The sequence below is a fragment of the Sphingopyxis sp. UBA6723 genome (assembly GCF_002454115.1).
Lineage (GTDB): Bacteria > Pseudomonadota > Alphaproteobacteria > Sphingomonadales > Sphingomonadaceae > Sphingopyxis.
Window position 1 is genome coordinate 223,497 of the sequence record NZ_DKIH01000013.1, and the last position, 20,423, is coordinate 243,919.

Consider the following 20,423-nt stretch of genomic DNA (forward strand, 5'->3'; position numbering starts at 1 on the left):
GATCAGCCGAGTGGCGATCACTGCGGTTGAAGGCGCCAAAACCACGCTTGCCAGCGGGCTTTCCTGCCCCCTATAGCCATGCCATGAGTCACGATTTGTTCGACACCGCGACCCCGGCCACCGACAGCTACAATGCGTCGCAGATCGAGGTGCTGGAGGGTTTGGAGCCCGTTCGCCGCCGCCCCGGCATGTATATCGGCGGCACCGACGAACGCGCGTTGCACCACCTTGCCGCCGAAGTGATCGACAACAGCATGGACGAAGCCGTGGCCGGCCATGCGAACCGTATCGAAGTGACGCTGGAAGTTGACAACCGGCTAACCGTCACCGACAACGGCCGCGGCATCCCGATCGATCCGCACCCTAAATTCCCGGGCAAATCGGCGCTGGAGGTCATCATGACCACGCTCCATTCGGGCGGCAAGTTTGAGGGTAAGGCTTATGCGACATCGGGCGGCCTGCACGGCGTCGGGATCAGCGTCGTCAATGCGCTGTCGGTCGAGACGGAAATCGAGGTTGCGCGCAGCAAATTGCTCTATCGCCAGCGATTTGCGCGCGGCACGCCGGTGGGCGGCCTTGAAGAGCTTGGCTCGACGCCAAACCGCCGCGGGACCAGCGTGTCCTTTATTCCTGACCCCGAAATCTTTGGCGATCATCAGCGGTTCAAGCCGCAGCGCCTCTACCGCATGGCGCGCTCAAAGGCCTATTTGTTTGCGGGCGTTGAAATCCGCTGGAAATGTGCGCCTGAGCTGATCGGCGACGACACCCCCGCCGAAGCGATTTTTCAGTTCCCCGGCGGTCTCGCCGATCATCTGAAGGAACAGATCGGCACCCGCGAATGCGCGACGGCCGAGCCGTTCATCGGGCGCCAGGATTTTCCGGGCGACCAAGGCCGCGCCGAATGGGCGATCGCCTGGCCTTTGTGGTCCGACGGATCGTACAGCTGGTATTGCAACACCATTCCGACACCCGCCGGGGGTACACACGAGGCCGGGCTGCGTTCCGCGCTGACCAAGGGTTTGCGGGCGTTTGGCGAGTTGATCGGACAAAAGAAAGCGGCACAGATCACCGCCGAGGACGTCTTCAACGGGGGCGAGATGATGCTGTCGGTGTTCATCCGCGATCCCCAGTTCCAGAGCCAGACCAAGGACCGCCTCTCCAGTCCCGAAGCGGCGCGCTTGACCGAAAACGCGGTGCGCGATCATTTCGACCATTTCCTGTCGGACAATATGGACCGCGGCCGCGCACTGCTCGGCCTGATCCTCGACCGCATGGACGAGCGCTTGAAACGCAAGGCCGAGCGCGAAGTGAAGCGCAAGACGGCGACCAGCGGGCGCAAGCTGCGCCTACCTGGAAAGCTCACGGACTGTGCGAATGACGGTCCTGAAGGCACGGAATTATTTATCGTCGAAGGCGATAGCGCTGGCGGCAGCGCCAAGCAGGCGCGCGACCGCAAGACGCAGGCGATCCTGCCGATACGCGGCAAGATCCTGAACGTCGCCAGCGCCAGCAACGACAAGATCCGCGCCAATCAGGAAATCGCGGATCTCGCGCTCGCGCTTGGCTGCGGGATGCGCAAGGATTGCGACGCCGACCGGCTGCGGTACGAAAAAATTGTGATTATGACTGACGCCGACGTGGATGGCGCGCATATCGCGACCCTGCTGATGACCTTTTTCTTTCAGGAAATGCCCGACATCGTCCGAAAAGGGCATGTTTATCTGGCGCAGCCGCCGCTGTATCGCATCACGTCGGGCAGCACCTCGGTGTACGCCCGCGACGATGCGCACCGCGCCGAAATCGAAGCGACGCAGTTCAAGGGCAAAAAGGTTGATGTCGGGCGCTTCAAGGGGCTGGGCGAGATGAACCCGAACCAGCTCAAGGAAACGACGATGGATCCCGCCACGCGCTCGATGCTGCGTGTCACGCTGCCGCAGGAATATGAGGAGCGGCATCTGGTCAAGGATCTGGTCGACCGGCTGATGGGCAAGCACCCCGAACACCGCTTCCAGTTCATCCAGGCCAACGCGGCGACGCTCGACGAGGCGGCGATCGACGCCTGAGGAGGGCGGCATGGTACGTCGGACTTCATGGGTAATGGCGGTGTCGGTTTTGGCCGTTCTCGTGCCGCTCTCCTCCGCAGCCCAATCGCCCACGGCGGTAGCCCCGGCCACCCAGACCCCATTTGATCGGCGCGCGGCGCAGTTGGTGGACGTGCTGCGCGGCAGCCTCGACTTTTCCGACTATTTCGCCCCGTCGTTCCAGACCGCAATCCCCGAGGCGCAGTTCAAGGCCATTTCCGCCAGCTTGATCGCCCAATATGGCCAGCCGCTTCGCATCGATAAAGCAACATCGACCGACGGCCAGTCGGGAACAGTCCTGTTGCGGTTCGAAAAAGGGGTCGGCACGATCGTGCTCGACGTCGATACATTGACCGACGAACGCGTCACCGGGCTGCGATTGACGGGCTTTGTCGTCGCCAACGACAGCTATAGCCAGATCGCGGCCGAGATGGCGGCGCTGCCCGGGAAAACCGGGTTTCTTGTCGCCGAACTTGGCGACGCCGATATGCGCACCCTCGCCGCCGCCAATGATGACGTGCAGTTTGCGGTCGGATCGGTCTTCAAACTCTATGTCCTTGCCGAACTCGCGGCGCAAATCGAGGCGGGCCAGCGGCGCTGGTCGGACGTTGTGCCGCTTTCGCATTTCAGCTTTTCGTCGGCGGCCACTGCAAACTGGCCCCGGGACACCCCGGTGACGTTGCAAACGCTGGCCAATTGGATGATCTCCGTCAGCGACAACGGTGCCGCGGATACGCTGATCCACCTGCTCGGCCGGGAAAATATCGAAGCCCGGATGCGCGCCGCAGGGCATAGCGCTCCGTCCCGGAACATCCCTTTCCTGACAACGGTTGAAGCCTTTGCCCTGAAGGGCAATAATTTCGGCGACGTGCGCCCACTCTTTATCGCTGGGGACGACACCGTGCAGCGGCGGCTGATCGCCGACCATCGCGACCGGTTGATCCTGCCCAATGTTGACGGCGTTAGTTTTACCGCTGGACCGCGTTTTATCGACAGTCTCGAATGGTTCGCCAGCCCAAATGATGTCGCGCGATTGATGACTGACCTGCGCGCGCGACGGGCGGAGCCGGTGCTTGCCGCGATGGCGATCAATCAGGGTGTTGGTCCGGTCGCCGCCGCAGATTGGCGCTATCTGGGCTATAAGGGTGGATCGGAAAATGGCGTGCTGTCGATGGCGCTGCTCGGCGAACGCAAGTCGGACGGTCGCTGGATCGTGGTCACGGCGAGTTGGAACAATTCCGACGCCAATGTCGCACCCGAACCGCTGATCGGGCTGGTAACGCGGCTGTTGACCTTGGCCGCCAAATAAGCGGAAGCGATCAGTCCGCGCCCGCGACACCCCGCAGACGGAGCGCGTGTCCGGCGTGCAGCGTCAGCACCAGACATCCGGCCAGCAGGACGGCATCCTTGAACAGGAATTGCGCAAGCGATCCCATGAAGGGAAAACCATAGCCCTCTTCCCACAACGGCACGCCAAAGGTGAAGCTTAGTGTCACCAGAAAGGTTGCCATTCCCATCAGGCCACCGATCAGTCCGGCGCGGTGCGACCATGCCCCCAGTGCGATCAGGGCGCCAGTCACCAGTTCGATGCTGCCGATGACATTGCTGGTCCCCTGTTCGCCGATCAGCGGATACATCCACGCGAACAGCGGGTAGTGCATGGCGATACGCGCGACCCCCTCGGCTTCATAAGCGGCGAATTTCGCGATTCCGAAAAGCGTGAAGACGAAAAGCAGCGACCAGCGAAGTGCGCTGATCCCCACCCCCTGCTGCGGCAGTTTGTCCAGAATTTTTAGCATGAAATTGGTGCCCCGAATGACCGTTCCCGACCTATTCGGCTGCTACGCGATTTTGGTTACATCAATCGGCCGTCAGCGCCGCGACCAGCGCCTTTACCTTGGCCTGTCGCCATTGCGGCGTCGGGGCGACAAGCCAGTAACCGCGCTTCACCGGCGTCGGCTCACCAACCTGCCGCACGCGGCCCGCTGCGATGTCGGCCTCGGCCAGCATCGCTGGGACATTCGCATGTCCCAGCCCGTTCGCTGCTGCGTCGATTGCCAGTCCGGCATCGCCCAACCGCAGCGCGGGTTCGCCATCGGCCACCGGGCAGCCCGGCCAGGCGATGCGCGTGTCGCTGCTGCTGCCGGGACCGGCGACAGTGACCATCAGCGGTTCAGAAAGCGCCACGCCTTCATGGTCACCGACACCGTCGGACCAGAAAATCGCGAGATCCAGATTGGCCTCGGTAAAGTCGATACCACCATCAGCCGACACCAAGGTGAAGCGCACGTCTGGCGCCTGCTGGCTGTACCGCGCCAAACGCGGCGCCAGCCATTTGGCGGTCAGGTCGCGCGGTGCGGCGATCGTCAGCGACTGCGACGACTGCCCCGCCTGCATCGCGCGCACCGATTCTTCAAATTGCAGGAACCCCTGGCGCAGGGCGTCCAGGCCTGCATCGGCCTCGCCTGTCAGCTCCAGCCCCTTCGGCGTGCGGCGAAACAGCACGACGCCCAGCATATCTTCGAGCGCGCGGATTTGCTGCCCCACGGCGGCAGGCGTCACCGCCAGCTCGTCGGCGGCGCGCGTGAAGCTGAGGTGCCGGGCCGCGGCGTCGAACACGCGCAAGGCGTTCAGCGGCAGGTGCGTACGCTTCATGCCGCGGTCGCAGGCGCCACAAGCGGGAAATGCGGGATGGCGACCAGCATTTCCGATCCGTCGCCAAGCTCCATCGCATAACTGCCGACCATCGACCCCTCGGGCGTCGGGAGCGGACAGCCCGAAACATAATCATAAGCCCCGCCCGGTGCGATCAGCGGCTGTTCGCCAACAACCCCCTCGCCCTCGACTTCGCTGATCTGGCCGCGCCCGTCGCTGATCCGCCAGTGGCGGCTGATCAACTGGACCGCGACGTCGCCATGATTCTCGACCCGGACATGATAGGCCCAGAACCAGCGGCCGAGCGCCGGATGCGACTGTTCGGGCAAATAGCTGACCGACACGCGCACGGTGACGGGGCCGGTCGTTTCGGCAAAGGGGAAGAAGGAGTCGATCATCACGCGGCCAAGGTCGCTCAAAGCCCGACCTTGGTCAATGCCTGGTCCAGGTCGGCGATCAGATCGCGCGGATCCTCCAGCCCGATGTTGATCCGCAGCATCCCGTCGACAACGCCCATGTCGGCGCGCGCTTCGGCGCTGACGCTATAGTGGGTGGTCGACGCCGGATGGCAGCACAGGCTGCGCGAATCGCCGATATTGTTCGAAATGTCGACGAGTTGGAGCGCATTGAGGAACGCCATCGCCTGTTTCCGATCTTCGAGAATGAACGAAAAGATAGGTCCGCACGCCTCCATCTGGCTCATCGCCAGATTATGTTGCGGATGGCTCGCGAGTCCCGGGTGGAGGATCTTTGGTACCCTCTTTTCAACGAACTTGCCGACCGCTAGCGCATTTTCGGACTGCCGCCGCGCCCGCAGATCAAGCGTTTCGAGGCCTTTCAGCACCACCCACGCGTTGAACGGCGACAGGTTGGGGCCGGTGTTGCGCTGGAACGGCAGCAGCACGTCGTTGATGAACTTCTCGGTCCCGCACACCGCACCGGCCAGGACGCGGCCCTGCCCTTCCATCAGCTTGGTCGCCGAATAGGCGACGACATCGGCGCCAAAATCCATCGGTCGCTGGAGCACCGCGGTCGCAAAGGCATTGTCGACGACCGAGGTTATGCCATGCGCCCGGGCGACGCCGCAGACGTGCTTCATGTCGACGATGTCCATCGTCGGATTGGCCGGGGTCTCAAAGAAGAAAACCTTGGTGTTCGGCTGGATCGCCTTTTCCCACGCGTCATTGTCACGCCCGTCGATCACCGTTGTTTCGATCCCGAAACGCGGACAGAGCTGATCGACCAGCCAGCGGCACGATCCAAATGCGGCCTTCGCCGCAACGATATGATCGCCCGCCGACAGCTGGCACAGCAGTGCCGTGGTCATTGCTGCCATGCCCGTCGCCTGCGTCCGGCACGCCTCGGCACCCTCCATCAGCGCGATGCGCTCCTCGAGCATCGCCACGGTCGGGTTCTGGAGCCGCGAATAGGTCATGCCGGTCTCTTCACCGGCAAAGCGCGCCGCGACCGTCTCGGCGTCGTCATAGGTGTAGCCCGACGTCAGGAACAGCGCCTCCGACGTCTCGCCATGCTCGCTGCGCCAGGTGCCGCCTCGCACCGCCTGCGTCGCCGGGTGCCAATGGCGGGTAGTGTTGCGATCGAAACCCGTGGTTTTCTTCATTCCATCTATCCGTTCAAAGCCATAACAACCGCATCGCCCAGCGCGGCTGTGCCCATCGTTCCACCCAGATCAGCGCCGCGGCACCCGTCGGCCAGCACTTTTGCCACCGCGGCCTCGATCCGCGCCGCACTCACTTCGTCGCCGCCCGAATGGCGCAGCAGCATCGCCAGCGACAGGATCATCGCCAGCGGATTGGCGACGCCCTTGCCCGCAATATCAGGCGCGCTGCCGTGGATCGGCTCGTACAGCCCCTGCGTGCCTTCGCTCAGCGAGGCCGAAGCAAGCAGGCCGATCGACCCGACGCACATCGACGCCTGATCGGACAAGATGTCGCCGAAGAGGTTGCCGGTCACGACGACGTCGAACTGGCCGGGGTTGCGCACCAGCTGCATCGCAGCATTGTCGACGTACATATGGGTCAGCACGACATCGGGATAATCGGCCGCAACCTCGATCACGACATCGCGCCACAGCTGCGACGTTTCCAGCACATTCGCTTTATCGACCGAACACAGGCGACCTTTGCGTCCCTGCGCCGCGCGAAAGGCGACGTGGGCGATCCGCCGCACTTCGCTCTCGGTGTAGGACATGATGTCATAGCCTTCGCGCTGTCCATCGGCGGTCGTGCGCGTGCCTTTTTCGCCGAAATAGACGTCGCCGTTGAGTTCGCGCACGATCAGCAGATCGATTGCCGACGCGACTTCGGGGCGCAGCGCCGAGCTGTCTTCCAGACCGGTGAACATCTTGGCGGGGCGGAGATTGGCAAATAGGCCAAGTTCGGCGCGGAGGCCCAGGATCGCCTGTTCGGGACGCAAATGGCGCTCGACATTGTCAAAGCGCGGATCGCCGACGGCGCCGAACAGGATGGCGTCGGCGGCTTTCGCCTTTGCCAGCGTCTCGGGCGGCAGCGGATGGCCGGTCGCGGCATAGGCGGCGCCGCCGACCAGCGCACGGTCGAGCGTCACCGGCAGCGCGAGCGCGGTCAGCACCTTCTCGGCCTCGACCATGATCTCCGGACCGATTCCGTCCCCGGCCAGCAACAGGATGTTCAACGCATCGCCCTTTCGTGTCTCGCCCGCCGCTTAGACAGCGGCGGCGCATCACGCAACCGCCCTGCCCAGCCGATCGATCAATCGCGCGCGAACGCTAAGCAAATCACGCGCGCGGCCGTCGAGCAGATCGCGGTCGATGAAATACCCCGTGATCGCCAGTCCGTCGATGACATCGCCCAGCGATGGGCTGGAATCGGCACCGCGGAGGAAGGGTGGCAGGCGTAGCAATCGCTCCTCGTAGCCCGCCGCTGCGGCCAAACTCACGGCGCCGCCCGTTTTGGGGCTGACGAACGCCAGATCGCTCGCCGTTCCCGTCACCACACATTCGTCGAGATCAAGCCCGAACCCCAGTTCGGCAAGCAACAGCAATTCATAGCGCGCCAGCGCCGCCGCCCATTGCCGCGCCGACGATGCAACGCCGATTGCGTCGAGCAGTCCCGACAGCGCCGCATAGAGCGCCGGATAGGGCTGGCTTTCGGGCAGGATCGTCGCGGTGACGCTGGTCACCCAGTCAATCGCCGCCGCCGCCAGCGGTTCGGCGAGCAGCGGTGCGCGGCTGGTCAGCAGTTCGGCGGTCGCGCTCGCCAATTGCTCCTCGGTGCGCGCGCGCAGTTCGAGCGCGATCAGATTGCCCGCCATCAAGATCGGACGCAGCCGCGTCGATCGCCCGCCGCGGACATAGCCCGCGACCAGCCCCGCCTCCTCGGTCAGCGCGCGCAATATCGCCCCGTGTTCGCCATGCGCGCGCACCGCGCAGACGATCGCCGGGGCGGTCAGGCTGGCCAAAGCACCAGCTGCGTCTGCGTCACCAGCGCGACATCGGCACCTTCCTCGGTCGCGATACGCGTCTGCCACACTGACAAGCGTTTGCCGATCTTCACGGGGGTCGCTTCGCCCACCAGCACCGATCCGACCGGCCCGGCGCCCAGGAAATTGGTCTTGCTTTCGATCGTCGTCGTCCCGCTCGCGCCCTCAGGCAGCGTCAGAAACGCGCCGACCGCGCCCAAGCAATCGGCGAAGGCCATGATCGCGCCGCCATGGACTATCCCGCCCGCGGTGCAGATGTCGGGGCGCACGGGCAGCTTGCCCGCGACGCGGTCTTTGCTGCCTTCGTGGATGGTCAGCCCGAGTGTGGCGGCCAAGGGCATTATTGCGGCGAAATCCATACTCATCCTCTCAAGGCAATTGGGGGCTGCAATCAAAATTCCGTTCGCCCTGAGCTTGTCGAAGGGCCGTTCTTTCTTCTGATGGCGTCAAAGGCAAGGACGGTGCTTCGACAAGCTCAGCACGAACGGATGTGGAGTAGCGCAGAAAGTTCACCGCCCCGCATGATAGAAATCATGCACCGCCTGCGCCACCGCAGCGCTCACCCCTGGCGCCTTCTGCAAATCCTCCAAGCTCGCGCCGCGCACCGCCCGCGCGGTGCCGAAATGCATGAGCAGCGCCTTTTTGCGCGACGGGCCGATCCCAGGCACTTCGTCGAGCGGCGAGCTGCCCATCGCCTTGGCGCGCTTCGCCCGGTGCGCGCCGATCGCAAAGCGGTGCGCCTCGTCGCGCAGCCGCTGGATATAGAACAGCGCGGCATTGTTCGGCGGCAGGGTGAACTCGCGCCCGTCGGGCCAGTAGAAGGTCTCGCGCCCGGCGTTGCGATCGGGGCCCTTGGCGACCCCGACGAAGGGCAGATCGTCGATCCCCAGCTCGGCGAACACCCCGGCGACCGCCGACACCTGCCCCTTGCCGCCATCGATCAGCACCAGGTCGGGCCATTCGCCCTTGGTGCGCTCGGGGTCTTCTTCGAGCGCGCGGGCAAAGCGGCGCTGGAACACCTCGCGCATCATCGCAAAATCGTCGCCCGGCATCGTCTCGGCGCGTTTGATGTTGAACTTGCGATACGCGCCCTTGATCCACCCCTCCGGGCCCGCGACGACCATCGCGCCCAGCGCATTGGTGCCCTGGATATGGCTGTTGTCGTAAATCTCGATCCGCTGCGGCGGGTGTTCCAGATCGAACAGTTCGGCGAGCTCGCGGCCCAGCTTGGCCTGCGAACTGCTCTCGGCGAGCCGTCGGTCGAGCTCCTCACCGGCATTGCGCACCGCCTGTTCGAGCAGGCGGCGGCGGTTGCCGCGCTGCGGCACACTGATCTCGACCTTGCGCTCGGCGACTTCGCCCAGCGCCTCGGCGAGCAGCGCCATCTCGGCGGGTTCGCGATCGACGAGGATCGTCTTGGGCGGCGGCACGCCTTCGTAAAACTGCATCAGGAAGCTCGCCATGACTTCCTCTTCGGGTACGCCTGAGACATGCGCCGGAAAAAAGCTGCGATGCCCCCAATTCTGCCCGCCGCGGATGAAGAAGCCAGCGACGCACAACTGCCCGCCCTTCGCCGCCAGCGCAAAGACATCGGCATCACCCAGCCCGTCGGCATGTACCGACTGGCTGCCCTGAATGAAGGTCAGCGATTTCAGTCGGTCGCGCAGCACCGCCGCCTGCTCGAAGTCCATCGCTTCGGCTGACTTGGTCATCGCGTCGCCAAGCCGTTTCTGCACCGCGGTCGAGCGGCCCTCCAGAAAGTCCTGCGCATCGCTGACCAACGCCGCATAATCCTCTTTCGTAATGCGATCGACGCACGGCGCGCTGCACCGCTTGATCTGATACAACAGGCATGGTCGCGAGCGGTTGGCGAAGAAGCTGTCGGTGCAGCTGCGCAGCAGAAAGGTCTTTTGCAACGCGTTCAGCGTTTTTGTGACCGACCCCGCGCTCGCGAATGGCCCATAATAGCGCCCTTTGGCGCGCCGCGCGCCGCGATGCTTCTGCACCCGCGGAAAATCATGGTCCATGCGCAGCAGGATGAAGGGGAAGCTTTTGTCGTCACGCAGCAGGACATTGTACGGCGGGCGATAGCGTTTGATCAGCTGTGCTTCGAGCAACAGCGCCTCGGCCTCGCTCGTTGTCGTGACGATTTCCATCGCGCGGGTCTGCGACACCATACGCTGGAGCCGCTGCGGCAACCGCGCGACCTGCGTATAATTGGTCACCCGGTTCTTGAGCGCCCGTGCCTTGCCGACATACAGGACATCACCGCGCGCATCGAGCATGCGATAGACGCCGGGCCGCGTCGGCAGTTTGCGCACGACGCTGCGGATCGCCTCGGCGCCGCGTTCCAGATCGGGCTTGTCATCGGCCTCGCCGCTGCCGCGGATGACGTAGGTGGCCTTCTCTTCGTTGAATCGGTCGGGAGCGTTCGGGCGAGCCATGATTTTGCATGTAGGCGAGGACGATGCGACCCGCCATAGTGTGTGAGGTAAACAACATGGGAGGGGTCGCATGGACGTCAGAGGAAAATTGGCACTGGTTACCGGTGGCAGCGACGGCATCGGGCGCGAGATCGCGCTGCAATTGCAGGCGGCGGGCGCAGATGTGATCGTGACGGGGCGCTCGGCCGAGAAGTTGCAGGCGATGGCGGCGTTGGGGTTTGGGACGATAGCGGGCGACTTGTCGACCGCTGCGGGGATCGATGCCGTGGTTGAGGGGGTTGCAGGCAAGCTGCTGGCGCTGCTGGTCAACAATGCCGGGGTGGGCAGCGAATATGAACTGGATGACGCCGCGACGCTGGAAAGCGCGGCGCACTGCATCCGCACGAACCTCGACGCGCCGATCGCACTCTGCACCCGTTTGCTCCCGACGCTGCGCGCCCAGCGCGAGGCGGCGATCGTCAATGTGACGTCGGGGCTCGCCATTGCGCCGCGCGCGGGCGGATCGATCTATTGCGCGACCAAGGCGGGGCTGCGGAGCTATACGCAGGCGATCCGCTATCTTCTCAAAGACAGCAATGTCCGGGTGATCGAAGCGCTGCCGCCGGTGGTCGAAACCAACATGACGGCGGGCCGCGACGGCAAAAAGATGAGCGCGCACGACTGCGCCGCCGAAATCGTCCGAGGTATCCGCACCGGTAAAAGCGAGGTCAATGTCGGGATGGTGAAGATATTGCAGTTTGTCCACAGCATCTCGCCCTCACTGGCGCGGCGGATCATGATCAAGTTTTGATTTTCGAAGGACGCTCACTTGAAAATCTTGCTGTGGATTGCGCTGCTTCTCTCGCCGGAGAGAACTTCACCGCCGTCGATGGACGCATACTCCTGTGCGATGGAAGGTCGCCCCGGCGGCGAGAAGTTTACGCTGCTGATTCGATCAGGTTCTGGCCAGAGCTGGATTTCCGATGGCGGCGGCCTCCAACGTCACAGCGTCAAGAGATCAACGGAGACCATCACAATTGGAGAGGAGGTTGCGCCCGCGTCCGACGGCGGTGGGTTTGAGATCGCTTATGAGCTGGATAGGAAGACGCTTTTTATCCGACTGCTTGTGCTCGTGGGCGGCAAGATCGACGCATCGCTTCAGGGACGCTGCGAACAGTTCAAACACGTCGCAACTCCACCCGGTCTCAAACGGGCAACGCCAATAGCCCCGGCTCCGATCATGCCGCGCAACTGACACAGCAAAACGCCCGCGGAAATCCGCGGGCGCCTTGTCTCAGCGATGTCGAAGCATGTCAGCCCCTGGCGACACCCGCAATCGCCTGATCGACCAGTGCCTTGTCGGCAGCGGCGTTATGCTTGTCGGCGATCAGGGCCGCCGCAGCAGCGGTTGCTGCCTTGGCTGTAGCAGCGCGGACTTCGCTCAGCGCGGTGGCTTCGGCCGCGGCGATGCGGTCTTCGGCCATTTGCTTGCGGCGACCGATCAGCGCAGTGGCGTCGGCCTTCGCCTTGGCAACCAGCGTTTCGGCTTCGGCTTCAGCACGGGCGCGCATATCGTCGGCTTCCTTGGCTGCAGCGGCAAGCTTTGCCTCATATTCGGCCTTCAGCGATTCGGCGTCGAGGCGCAGCTGCTCGGCCTCGGTGAGCTGCTTCGAGATTTCGGCAATCTTGTTGTCGAGGATGCCTGCGACCATCGCCGGCACCTTTTTCCACAGCAGGATACCGATAAAGATCGCCATCGCGATCGAAACCCAAACAGTCGCCGTCACAAACCCGAACGATGCCGGTTCGGCAACGCCTTCAGCCAAAATCAGAGAAAAATCAGCCATGGAGCACCGCCTTCACCGCCGCTTTGGCGTCCGCCGCGGCCACCTTCACGCCCGACAGCTTCGCAACGAGGTCGCTCGCTGCGTCCGCCGCGACCGATTCGATCTCGGCCATTGCCGACGTGCGCGCTGCCGAGATATCGGCCTCCGCCGCCGACAGCTTGTCGGACAATTCGGCATCGACTTTGGCAAGACGCTTTTCCGCGTCCTTTGCAGCCTTGTCCTTGGCATCAGTCACCGCCTTTTGCGCAGCAGCGCGGCTTGCGTCACTCTGCTGCCGGTAGCTTTCTTCCAGACTGTCTGCGGCGGCATGAGCGGCTTTTGCCGCAGCCAAATCGTCGGCTACCTTGCGGTCGCGCGCATCCACCGTCGCTTCGATCTTCGGCAGCATACCGCGGCCGATGACGAAAAAGACGAAGCCGAAAGTAAGCAGCACCCAGAAAATCTGCGACGCGGCGTACCAGCTTTCAGCGAATTGGCTGATTTGAGGCATGGATTTACTCGACCAACAAAAGGAAACGCAGTCGCGGGACCGACCCTAGCGAGCCGGCCCCGCCGACGAAATCAGGCTGCCTTGAGGTACAGCAGGATCGCGATCAGGAACGACAGCAGGCCGAGAAGTTCGGCAGCCGCGAAGCCGATGAACAGGCGACCCTGCTGGCCGTCCGCCGCAGCCGGATTACGCAGCGCGCTTTCAAGGAAGCTACCGAACACGTTGCCCACACCGATGGCGGCCATACCGGCACCGATAGCGGCCAGACCGGCGCCGATGAGCGAAGCAGCTTGAACGTCCATTTTATACTCCTTGGGAAAAACAGTGATTACGTGGTTGAAATATCAGTGCAGATTGATCGCGTCATTGAGATAGAGCGACGTCAGCAAGGCGAACACATAAGCCTGGATACCGGCGACCAGCAGCTCAAGGCCGCTGATGCCGACCATTAGCGCCATGCTGGGAATACCGACGCCCAAACCGACCAGCGGCCCCGCGGCAACGCCATCGATGATGAACGACGCGAACACCTTCATCAGCACGTGCCCCGCCGTCATGGCGACGAAAAGTCGCAGCGCGAGGCTGAACGGGCGGACGAGAAACGACACCAATTCGATCACGGGGATGAGCCACAGCAGCCACCAGGGCGTGCCATGCGGGACGAACAGCGAGAAGAAATGCAAGCCGTGGCGCCAGAACCCGACGATCAACACGATTGCAAAGCTGAGGATCGCGAGGAAACCGGTGATCGCGAAGTGGCTCGTGACCGTAAAGGGATGCACGCCGAACAGTCCGAGCGGCATCAGGCCGATTACGTTCAGCATCAGGATGAACATGAAGAGTGAGAAGACATAAGGCGTATATTTACGCCCTTCGGGACCGATGTTGGCGTTCATCATGCCCGAAATAAAGCCGGTGAAGCCTTCGACCGCGACCTGCCAGCGACCGGGGACCAGCTGGCGCTTCATCCCGCCGATCATGAAGACCCACAGAAGCAGGCCAGCGATGACCATCCACATGGCACTGGTGGTAAATGCGACCTCGTGATTGCCGACATGGAACATGTCGAACATCTTCTGCACCTCGAACTGGTGCATCGGGTCCACTTTGCCTTGATCCGCCACGCGATACCTCGCCTAAATCCCAAGTCAGTCCAGCGTCAATCCGGCTTTGAAGGCCGGATATTCGCAATTCGAAATATGTTCCTGAAGGCGACAGCTACTCCTAGGAATAGCACCACCAACAGGCCCCAAGGTGCGGTGCCAGCAAAATAGTCGATCGTCCATCCGACCAACGCGCCGCCACCGATACCGCCCAGCAGTTCGGCCAGAACGCGGTTGCCGAGCCGGTAGTTGGCATCGGATTCCGGTCCGGCGTTCACCGCGGTCCGTTCCGCCTCTGCGGCTTCGGCCCGGTCCAATCGCTCGGTGAGCGAGACCAGGCGCGAATCCTCCGAGCCAAGTTCCGGATCGCTGCCGTTCCCCGTCATTTTGTGCCATCCTCCTGAAACAGAACCGGAAAGTCCCGATTCCGCCTGCGAAAAAAGGCCCGAAAATTCGGGGGACCCCTAAGGCGCGGTTCGTTTAGGAATGACGCCCGATGAAGTCAATGCTTGTGCGCAACTGCACAAAAATGCCGCCGCGTTTAGGGGCGCGGCGGCATGTGACGCCCGCGGGCGCCTTTGGAAGACCGAGAGCTTACGGGCAGCTGGCGTTGCGCACCGGCGGACTGTCGTCACGCGTCAGCCAGCGGCCGTCGGGCGCCTGATATTTCTCGCCCGGTTTTGTGTTTGCAATCAGGTTGCAACCGCTGGTGAAGGCAAATTGTTCGACGGTGCTGCCGGTCGCCTGCGCGCGTTCGGTATAGGCAGCCTTGCGCTTGATATTCAGATCCTGAACCAGCGCCCGGATTGCCGGGGTCGGGGTGCTGGCAAAGCCCAGATAGCCATCGGGCTGCTCGCCAATCTGGCCCGCGGCGCGCGCCGCGGCATAGGCGGGATCGCGCTGCGCCATCGCAGACGGCACCGCGAGGGCAACGGCGGCGGTCGCCGCGATCGCGGCCAGCGCCAGTCCGGTCGGTTTCCACATCTTCAAACGCATCATATCATTCCCTGTCATCAGAATATCTCGCTATTCTGTTCGATGAGCTTTTTGGCGTCACCATCCAACCTGTACACCACTTCCTGACGAATGTTGATGTTCAGGTTGATTTCGATTGGCTTGTCGGGCGTTTCGATCTGGACGCAGCCGCTCAGGACTGTCGCACCGATCAGAGCCGCCAGACCGTAACCGACGATGGCCCGCCTCCTTGCTTCTGTCTTGGGTGTGTTCATCGCATAGGCTCGCTTTCTGGAGGCTGAACGGGGGCAGATCGGGCTTTTTCGGCCGCTTCGGCTTCTTCCTGGGCGCGCATCAGCGCGGGCAGATTTTGTTCGATCAGCAGCGACGGATCGTAAAATCCTTTCGCCGAAGTCAGCAACTGGCGGAACGGCGCGGTAATCTTCACATTGAACACGAGCGGGATCCTGGCCACGGCATTGGTCAGGAAATTTCGCGTCGCGCCTTCGCCCTGCCCCACGCCGCCAAAGCGGATGTCGGTCACCATTTCGCCATCGAGATCCCCGTTCAGCACGATCGTGAGATCATCATATTTCAGGCTGCGGAGCGCGCCAAAGGCAAAATTGGCGATTACCCCCAGATTGCGGTTCGACAATTCGCCGACATAGGCGAGCGTGCCGCCGCCAGCGCGCGAATCGATGCGTCCGCCGACAATGCGCCCGCCCAGCCCGCTGAATTCTACGGGCAGTGTCCCGTCGAATTTGCCGGTCGCGTTGATATTGTCGAACCCGAAACTTTGCAGGAACACGGCGGCATCAACCCCGACGATGTCAAACGACAGCCGACGCGTCTGCTCGGCGCCAAAGTCGAGCGTCGTCGGGTGGAGCAACAATTGGCCCCCAGCAAAAGGCCAGCTGCCGCCCTCGACCCGCACCCGATTGTCGCCGAGCAGCTGATATTCGATTTCGCCGTCGAGCACCGGGATGCCGGGATTGATTTCCCTGATTTTCGCAATCTGGCCGGGCGCCGAGCGCAGCCCGATCAAGTCTTCGAAGGTCAACGTCGACGTCAGCCCGCTCACCGGGCCGAACGCCGCCGCCAGACTCGCGTCGGCGGTCGCAAAAGTGCCGCGGCTGGTCACGCCGTCGGCAGTCCACGCGATGCGCCCGTCGCCGACGACAGATCCTTGAACATTGGCGACCACGCCGAGCGCGAGGCTGGTCAGCTGGTCGGGCTGAAACCGCTCGTCGAACCGCAGTTCCTTGACCAGCAAGTCCGCCGAACCGCTGCTATCGGCCAACCGGTGCCGAATGACGGTATCGAGGATCTTTGTGCCGGTTTGCCTTTCGTTGAAGCCCGCCCTGGCGTCGATCAGCCCATTGGCGAAGCGCAAAGTCGCGTCATTGCTGACCAACGGCGCAAAGCGCGCCTCCGGCGCTGCATCGGTCAGCAGCAGCCCACCGTTGAGCGTCAGCGCCCCATCGGCCCAGCGCCATGCGCCACCGATCTCGCCCATATTGAGCGGTACTGCACCAATCTTGCCGCTGGCGCCAACCAGCTCGCCGACCATGCCCTGCGCCGTGGCCCGTCCGGTGATGCTCTGGGCGCTAAAGCGGGTGACGCTCTCCCCCTCGCCCAGCCGGAAATCGGCGAGCGCGAGCGACCAGCGCATCGCGGTCAGATCGACATTTGCCGGACCGCTGGTCACCGTGAACGGTGAACTACCGCTGGTGCCGCGCAGATTGGTGCCGGGGATGCGAATATAGCCGCGCAGCCCGCCTGGTCCTGCGCTGAGCAGCGGCGCGCCGGGACGACTGCACAGATTGATCGCGCTTTGGCCAAGCTGGAAACCCGACACGGTGATGCGGCCCGCGCTCACCCGGCTGCATCCACCGTCGAGCGCCAGCGCGCCGGTCGGCGCCAGAAAGCCGTTCAGGGGGACGTTCAGCCGCTCGATTCGGCCACCGGCCAACGGCCCCGACAACTCGGCGCGTGTCGCGAAGCGCAGCAGGCCGGTGCTGTCGCCCGAAAAGCGCACCGGCGCCAGCGCGAGTCGGGCGCCATTCGCCTGATAAGGATCGAGGTTCGCCAGCCCGGTGATCGATCCGTCACCGCGGCGATCGAGGCTGAGCGAACCCGTCGGCAGGTCGCCGCCGCCAAAACTCCAGCGACCCGTCGCCAGAACCGCGGGCTGCGCGGCTCCATAAACATAGCTGATGCGGCTGTCGGCGTTGCCGGTAAAGCGCGCGCCGCTCGCGCTCGCCAGTTGCGGCGCGACCAAGTCGATGCGTGCCAAATCTGCTTCGCCAGCCAGCGTGAAATCGGCGCTGCCGCCGACATCGGCCAGCATCCGACCGAGTGCGGCGCTGGCTTTGGTCGCCAGCGGCCCGAGCGGCGTTTCAGCAATGCTGCCGACACTCTCTGTCAGCGCGCGCCGCATTGCCGCGCTGCCGCTGGCCCGTGCAAAGCGGATCTGGCCGTCTAGTTTCGGTGCGGCGCTACCGACGACACCCTTGGCATTGATGCTCACCATGCCGGCGGCAAAGTCGGCACCGCTGACCCGCGCCATATCGGCGTCCACGTCGAGCTTGGTGGCCGCCGCGGTGCCTTCAAACTTGGCCAGCAGCCCCAATCGATCCGCCCGCACCGGTCCCGCGACCAGCGCCGCAACGCTGGCGTCAGCCTCACCCTTCCAGCTTTGCAAATCTTCCGACAGCGACACGTCGAGCGCCATCTGCGGCGAAGCGGCGGTCACCCTGCCATCGGCGCAGGACAGATTACCCCCGCGCAAAGGGCCGACGAACTGCGGACGAACATCGCGAACGAGCAAAGTGCCGTAAAAACTGATATCGCGGCCGCGGCATCCGGCAGCCGCAACATCGGGCGCGACAAGCGCGAGCTTGCCGGTGAAATCGCGGCGCAGATTGCCGCCGCCGTTCAGCGCCGCACCGACATTGCCCCATGGCGTTTCGACCCGCGCCCGGGCATCGCGCAGCACGACGGTCAGGTCGGGCAAGGCGAACGGGTCGGTGCTGGCCGGGTCGCGAAACTTGTCGAGCGCACCGAACGACAGCCGGTCGTCGATGAAACGGCCATAAAGCCGGACGCCCTCAGCGCGGATTTCGGTGACATACGGGCCGGACCAGCCATAGCCCAACAGCACTTCGACCTTTTTTGCCGTCAGATCGGGATTGGCGGGATCGCCGATGACGACGTTCGACAGCCGCTCGCTGCGGAAACCGATCGCATCAATCTGATAATGTGCGGGTACGCCGCGGCTGCCGAGCTGATCGGTGATGAAGCGATCGGCAATCGGCTCGCGCGCTATCCACACCCCGGCGATCACCACGATAACGGCGCCTGCGGTCATCCAGCGCTTCTTGAACAGCACCGTCCGGTGATGCCATTTGCGCCGCGGCGCCTCCCCTGCGTCAATCATGGCAATGCCGCAACGCGCCGGAATTATCGCATGATCGCAGGGCGGCAGCTGACGTCATGGCGTTCAATTCGTCCCTCGACCCGCGGGTTTCCATCAGAGCAACGCCAGAAATCCTGTTTCGCTGCAACAAATTGGTCCGGATCGCCATCATCGGTGTCCTATGCCCGTTGAGTGCGCCTCACAAGGCGGTTATTCGGACAGCGATGGCCGATGCCGACACGCCCGCTCCTCCCCCCGACCATGCGGGCCACCGCGCGCGTTTGCGCGGTCGGCTGCTTGGCGGCGACGCTGACGGAATGGCGGATTATGAGCTGGTCGAATATCTGCTGGCCCTCGCCATCCCGCGCCGCGATACCAAGCCGCTGGCAAAGGCGCTGCTGCGTGAATTCGGCTCGCTGGCCCAGCTGGTCAGCGCCGATCCTGAATCGTTGCGCCGGGTCGATGGCTTGGGCGACACCGGAATTGCGGCGCTGAAGATCGTACATGCCACCGTTCTGCGGCTGCTCAAGGGTGAATTTCGTGACAAGCCGCTGTTGTCGAGCTGGGATGCGTTGATCGATTGGCTGCGCGCCGACATGGGGCCGCTCGATATCGAGCGCGTCCGCGTCCTGTACCTCAATTCGCGCAACATGCTGATTCGCGACGAACTCGCGAGCGAGGGGTCGATCGACCAGTCGGCGATTTATGTTCGTGAGGTCGTCAAGCGCGCGCTGGAGCTTGGCGCATCGGCGATCATTCTTGTTCACGACCACCCCAGCGGCAGCCCCGAACCCAGCCGTCAGGATATCACCATGACCCGCGATATTGCCGATGCCGCGAGCCGGCTCGGCATCGCGCTGCACGATCATATTGTCATCGGCGGATCCGAATTCCGCAGCTTTCGCGCCATGGGACTTTTGTAACGCACAAAATTTCGGGCGCGCAAACCGATACAGCCGCCGGATCGCTCCGACGGCTGCACCACCTCGCGCGTGGCGGTTAAGCGCCGCGCGACAGGAACCCGGTAAGCTCGGTCTTGTTGACCGCGCCCGATTTGTCACCATCGGCGGCGGCGAAGGCCTGACCGATCCACGTTTTCATATCGGCCGATTCAGGATCGACACCCGGCTCGGTCGCGGCCCGGAGCTTTTTCATCCATGCCGCAAATTCGGCTTCATTCAGATCACCATTCGTGTCTGCATCGTAAGTCGGAAACTCCGCTTCCACGATCTGCGCGATCTGGGCCGGCGTTGCCGCAGCGCCCGAAGGGGCCGGTTCCGCTGCTGCCGGGGGCGCCGACGCATCCGGCGCAGGTGCCGGGCTGGTCGGCGTCGTCGGGCTTGAGCTGGGAGCCGGTTCACTTGCGGCGGGCGGCGCCATTGGGTCTGCGGCCGGAGCGGTGGTCTGGGCCAGCGCCGGGAAACTCACGGCAGCGGCGCCGATCAAAAGCATCTGTTTCAACATCGTCGTTCTCCTAAATCATTCGTTGGGTTGTTATTCCGGGTCCGGTTCGGGGGTGGGTTCGGGCTCCGGAGCAGGCTGGTCAGCCGGCGGCTTCGGCTCGGCTGCCGGCGGTGTTTCGGTCGGCATGGCGTCCTCGGTCGGGGCCGTGTCGTCCGTCGGGTTGGCATCGTCGGCGGGCTTTTTATCCGGCGTCGGTGCCGTGGTATCGGTGGGGGCGGGCGGCGTCTGACTGGTGGGCGCCGGTTCCTCACCCGTCGGCGCAGTCGTCTGCGCTAACGCCGGGAAGCTGACGGCCGCCGCGCCGATCAAAAGCATTTGTTTCAACACAGAATTTCTCCTTTCGCGGCGACTTTTTGGGTGTTTGCGACCCGTCGCCTTGTTAGTGGGGCACAGGAGCAACCCGCCGAATTCCGTCATGGTTGCGGTATCGCAGGGTTTGGTGAAACGGCCTGTCCCTGCTAGGGGGCGGCCCGTCACGGTTCCGCTGCGATTCCGCGACAGAGCGCCC

Annotated in this window: 23 protein-coding genes; 5 read left to right on the forward strand and 18 right to left on the reverse strand. The window is 63.6% G+C overall.

Translation table 11 applies throughout. The annotated features are described in order from the left end of the window. Positions 1-83: 83 nt before the first annotated feature. Together parE and B4F07_RS14425 are read left to right on the forward strand one after the other, a co-directional pair. A complete protein-coding gene (parE, locus tag B4F07_RS14420; protein ID WP_293700460.1) occupies positions 84-2,063 on the forward strand; it encodes a DNA topoisomerase IV subunit B in 1,980 nt (659 codons plus the stop codon). A gap of 10 nt (positions 2,064-2,073) precedes the next feature. Beyond that, positions 2,074-3,390 (forward strand): serine hydrolase, encoded by a 1,317-nt coding sequence (locus tag B4F07_RS14425; RefSeq protein ID WP_293700462.1) that lies wholly within the window; start codon positions 2,074-2,076, stop codon positions 3,388-3,390. Positions 3,391-3,400: 10 nt separating this feature from the next. Here the strand turns inward: B4F07_RS14425 and B4F07_RS14430 are convergent, their stop codons facing one another. The 8 genes from B4F07_RS14430 to uvrC all read right to left on the reverse strand — a co-directional run bounded on the left by B4F07_RS14430 (position 3,401) and on the right by uvrC (position 10,660). Beyond that, positions 3,401-3,880: a YkgB family protein gene (locus B4F07_RS14430; protein WP_293700464.1), complete on the reverse strand. Its 480-nt coding sequence runs from the start codon at positions 3,878-3,880 to the stop codon at positions 3,401-3,403. A 61-nt stretch (positions 3,881-3,941) separates the two neighbouring features. Further along, positions 3,942-4,736, reverse strand: a complete 795-nt coding sequence (locus B4F07_RS14435) for a LysR family transcriptional regulator (protein ID WP_293700466.1) — start codon at positions 4,734-4,736, stop codon at positions 3,942-3,944. Next, positions 4,733-5,134 carry a Co2+/Mg2+ efflux protein ApaG gene (apaG, locus tag B4F07_RS14440; protein WP_293700945.1) on the reverse strand — a complete coding sequence of 134 codons (402 nt, stop codon included), beginning with the start codon at positions 5,132-5,134 and terminating at the stop codon, positions 4,733-4,735. The genes B4F07_RS14435 and apaG overlap by 4 nt, the downstream gene beginning before the upstream one ends. 17 nt (positions 5,135-5,151) lie before the next feature. Then, the gene (locus B4F07_RS14445) at positions 5,152-6,357 is read right to left on the reverse strand and encodes a trans-sulfuration enzyme family protein (protein WP_293700467.1); all 1,206 of its coding nucleotides are present in this window, start codon (positions 6,355-6,357) and stop codon (positions 5,152-5,154) included. Between the two features lie 5 nt (positions 6,358-6,362). Next, entirely contained in the window at positions 6,363-7,409 is a 1,047-nt protein-coding gene (gene leuB, locus B4F07_RS14450) for a 3-isopropylmalate dehydrogenase (RefSeq protein ID WP_293700468.1), read from the reverse strand. 48 nt (positions 7,410-7,457) lie between these two features. Continuing rightward, positions 7,458-8,195, reverse strand: a complete 738-nt coding sequence (recO, locus tag B4F07_RS14455; RefSeq protein WP_293700470.1) for a DNA repair protein RecO — start codon at positions 8,193-8,195, stop codon at positions 7,458-7,460. Further along, positions 8,183-8,557 (reverse strand): PaaI family thioesterase, encoded by a 375-nt coding sequence (locus B4F07_RS14460; RefSeq protein ID WP_293700472.1) that lies wholly within the window; start codon positions 8,555-8,557, stop codon positions 8,183-8,185. Before B4F07_RS14460 ends, recO begins: the two co-directional genes overlap by 13 nt. A gap of 168 nt (positions 8,558-8,725) precedes the next feature. Beyond that, positions 8,726-10,660: an excinuclease ABC subunit UvrC gene (gene uvrC, locus B4F07_RS14465; protein ID WP_293700474.1), complete on the reverse strand. Its 1,935-nt coding sequence runs from the start codon at positions 10,658-10,660 to the stop codon at positions 8,726-8,728. Positions 10,661-10,730: 70 nt separating this feature from the next. Here uvrC and B4F07_RS14470 point away from each other — a divergent pair, with 70 nt between their 5' ends. Beyond that, complete coding sequence (locus B4F07_RS14470) at positions 10,731-11,450, forward strand: SDR family oxidoreductase (protein ID WP_293700476.1); 720 nt, start codon at positions 10,731-10,733, stop codon at positions 11,448-11,450. Positions 11,451-11,468: 18 nt separating this feature from the next. Further along, complete coding sequence (locus B4F07_RS14475) at positions 11,469-11,894, forward strand: hypothetical protein (RefSeq protein WP_293700478.1); 426 nt, start codon at positions 11,469-11,471, stop codon at positions 11,892-11,894. 58 nt (positions 11,895-11,952) lie between these two features. On the opposite strand, the gene B4F07_RS14480 is transcribed toward B4F07_RS14475, so the two are convergent. From B4F07_RS14480 to B4F07_RS14515, 8 genes are all read right to left on the reverse strand, one after another. Continuing rightward, positions 11,953-12,486, reverse strand: a complete 534-nt coding sequence (locus B4F07_RS14480) for a F0F1 ATP synthase subunit B (RefSeq protein ID WP_293700479.1) — start codon at positions 12,484-12,486, stop codon at positions 11,953-11,955. After that, complete coding sequence (locus B4F07_RS14485) at positions 12,479-12,976, reverse strand: ATPase (protein ID WP_293700481.1); 498 nt, start codon at positions 12,974-12,976, stop codon at positions 12,479-12,481. Before B4F07_RS14485 ends, B4F07_RS14480 begins: the two co-directional genes overlap by 8 nt. Positions 12,977-13,047: 71 nt before the next feature. Then, complete coding sequence (locus tag B4F07_RS14490) at positions 13,048-13,278, reverse strand: F0F1 ATP synthase subunit C (protein WP_037515205.1); 231 nt, start codon at positions 13,276-13,278, stop codon at positions 13,048-13,050. A gap of 42 nt (positions 13,279-13,320) precedes the next feature. Further along, the gene (locus B4F07_RS14495; protein WP_293700946.1) at positions 13,321-14,073 is read right to left on the reverse strand and encodes a F0F1 ATP synthase subunit A; all 753 of its coding nucleotides are present in this window, start codon (positions 14,071-14,073) and stop codon (positions 13,321-13,323) included. Between the two features lie 62 nt (positions 14,074-14,135). Beyond that, complete coding sequence (locus tag B4F07_RS14500) at positions 14,136-14,465, reverse strand: AtpZ/AtpI family protein (RefSeq protein WP_293700483.1); 330 nt, start codon at positions 14,463-14,465, stop codon at positions 14,136-14,138. Positions 14,466-14,673: 208 nt separating this feature from the next. Continuing rightward, positions 14,674-15,078: a YdbL family protein gene (locus tag B4F07_RS14505; RefSeq protein WP_293700485.1), complete on the reverse strand. Its 405-nt coding sequence runs from the start codon at positions 15,076-15,078 to the stop codon at positions 14,674-14,676. 14 nt (positions 15,079-15,092) lie between these two features. Further along, positions 15,093-15,308 (reverse strand): YnbE family lipoprotein, encoded by a 216-nt coding sequence (locus B4F07_RS14510; RefSeq protein ID WP_293700487.1) that lies wholly within the window; start codon positions 15,306-15,308, stop codon positions 15,093-15,095. Next, positions 15,305-18,472, reverse strand: coding sequence for a YdbH domain-containing protein (locus tag B4F07_RS14515; protein WP_293700489.1), 3,168 nt, complete (start codon positions 18,470-18,472; stop codon positions 15,305-15,307). Before B4F07_RS14515 ends, B4F07_RS14510 begins: the two co-directional genes overlap by 4 nt. Positions 18,473-18,675: 203 nt before the next feature. Between B4F07_RS14515 and radC the strand changes: the two genes are divergently transcribed. Next, positions 18,676-19,374 (forward strand): RadC family protein, encoded by a 699-nt coding sequence (radC, locus tag B4F07_RS14520; RefSeq protein WP_293700491.1) that lies wholly within the window; start codon positions 18,676-18,678, stop codon positions 19,372-19,374. Positions 19,375-19,450: 76 nt separating this feature from the next. On the opposite strand, the gene B4F07_RS14525 is transcribed toward radC, so the two are convergent. Both B4F07_RS14525 and B4F07_RS14530 read right to left on the reverse strand, forming a co-directional pair. After that, positions 19,451-19,903: a calcium-binding protein gene (locus B4F07_RS14525; protein WP_293704927.1), complete on the reverse strand. Its 453-nt coding sequence runs from the start codon at positions 19,901-19,903 to the stop codon at positions 19,451-19,453. Positions 19,904-19,945: 42 nt separating this feature from the next. Then, on the reverse strand, positions 19,946-20,239 hold the full coding sequence (locus B4F07_RS14530) for a hypothetical protein (RefSeq protein WP_293700494.1): 294 nt from the start codon (positions 20,237-20,239) through the stop codon (positions 19,946-19,948). Positions 20,240-20,423 lie beyond the last annotated feature (184 nt).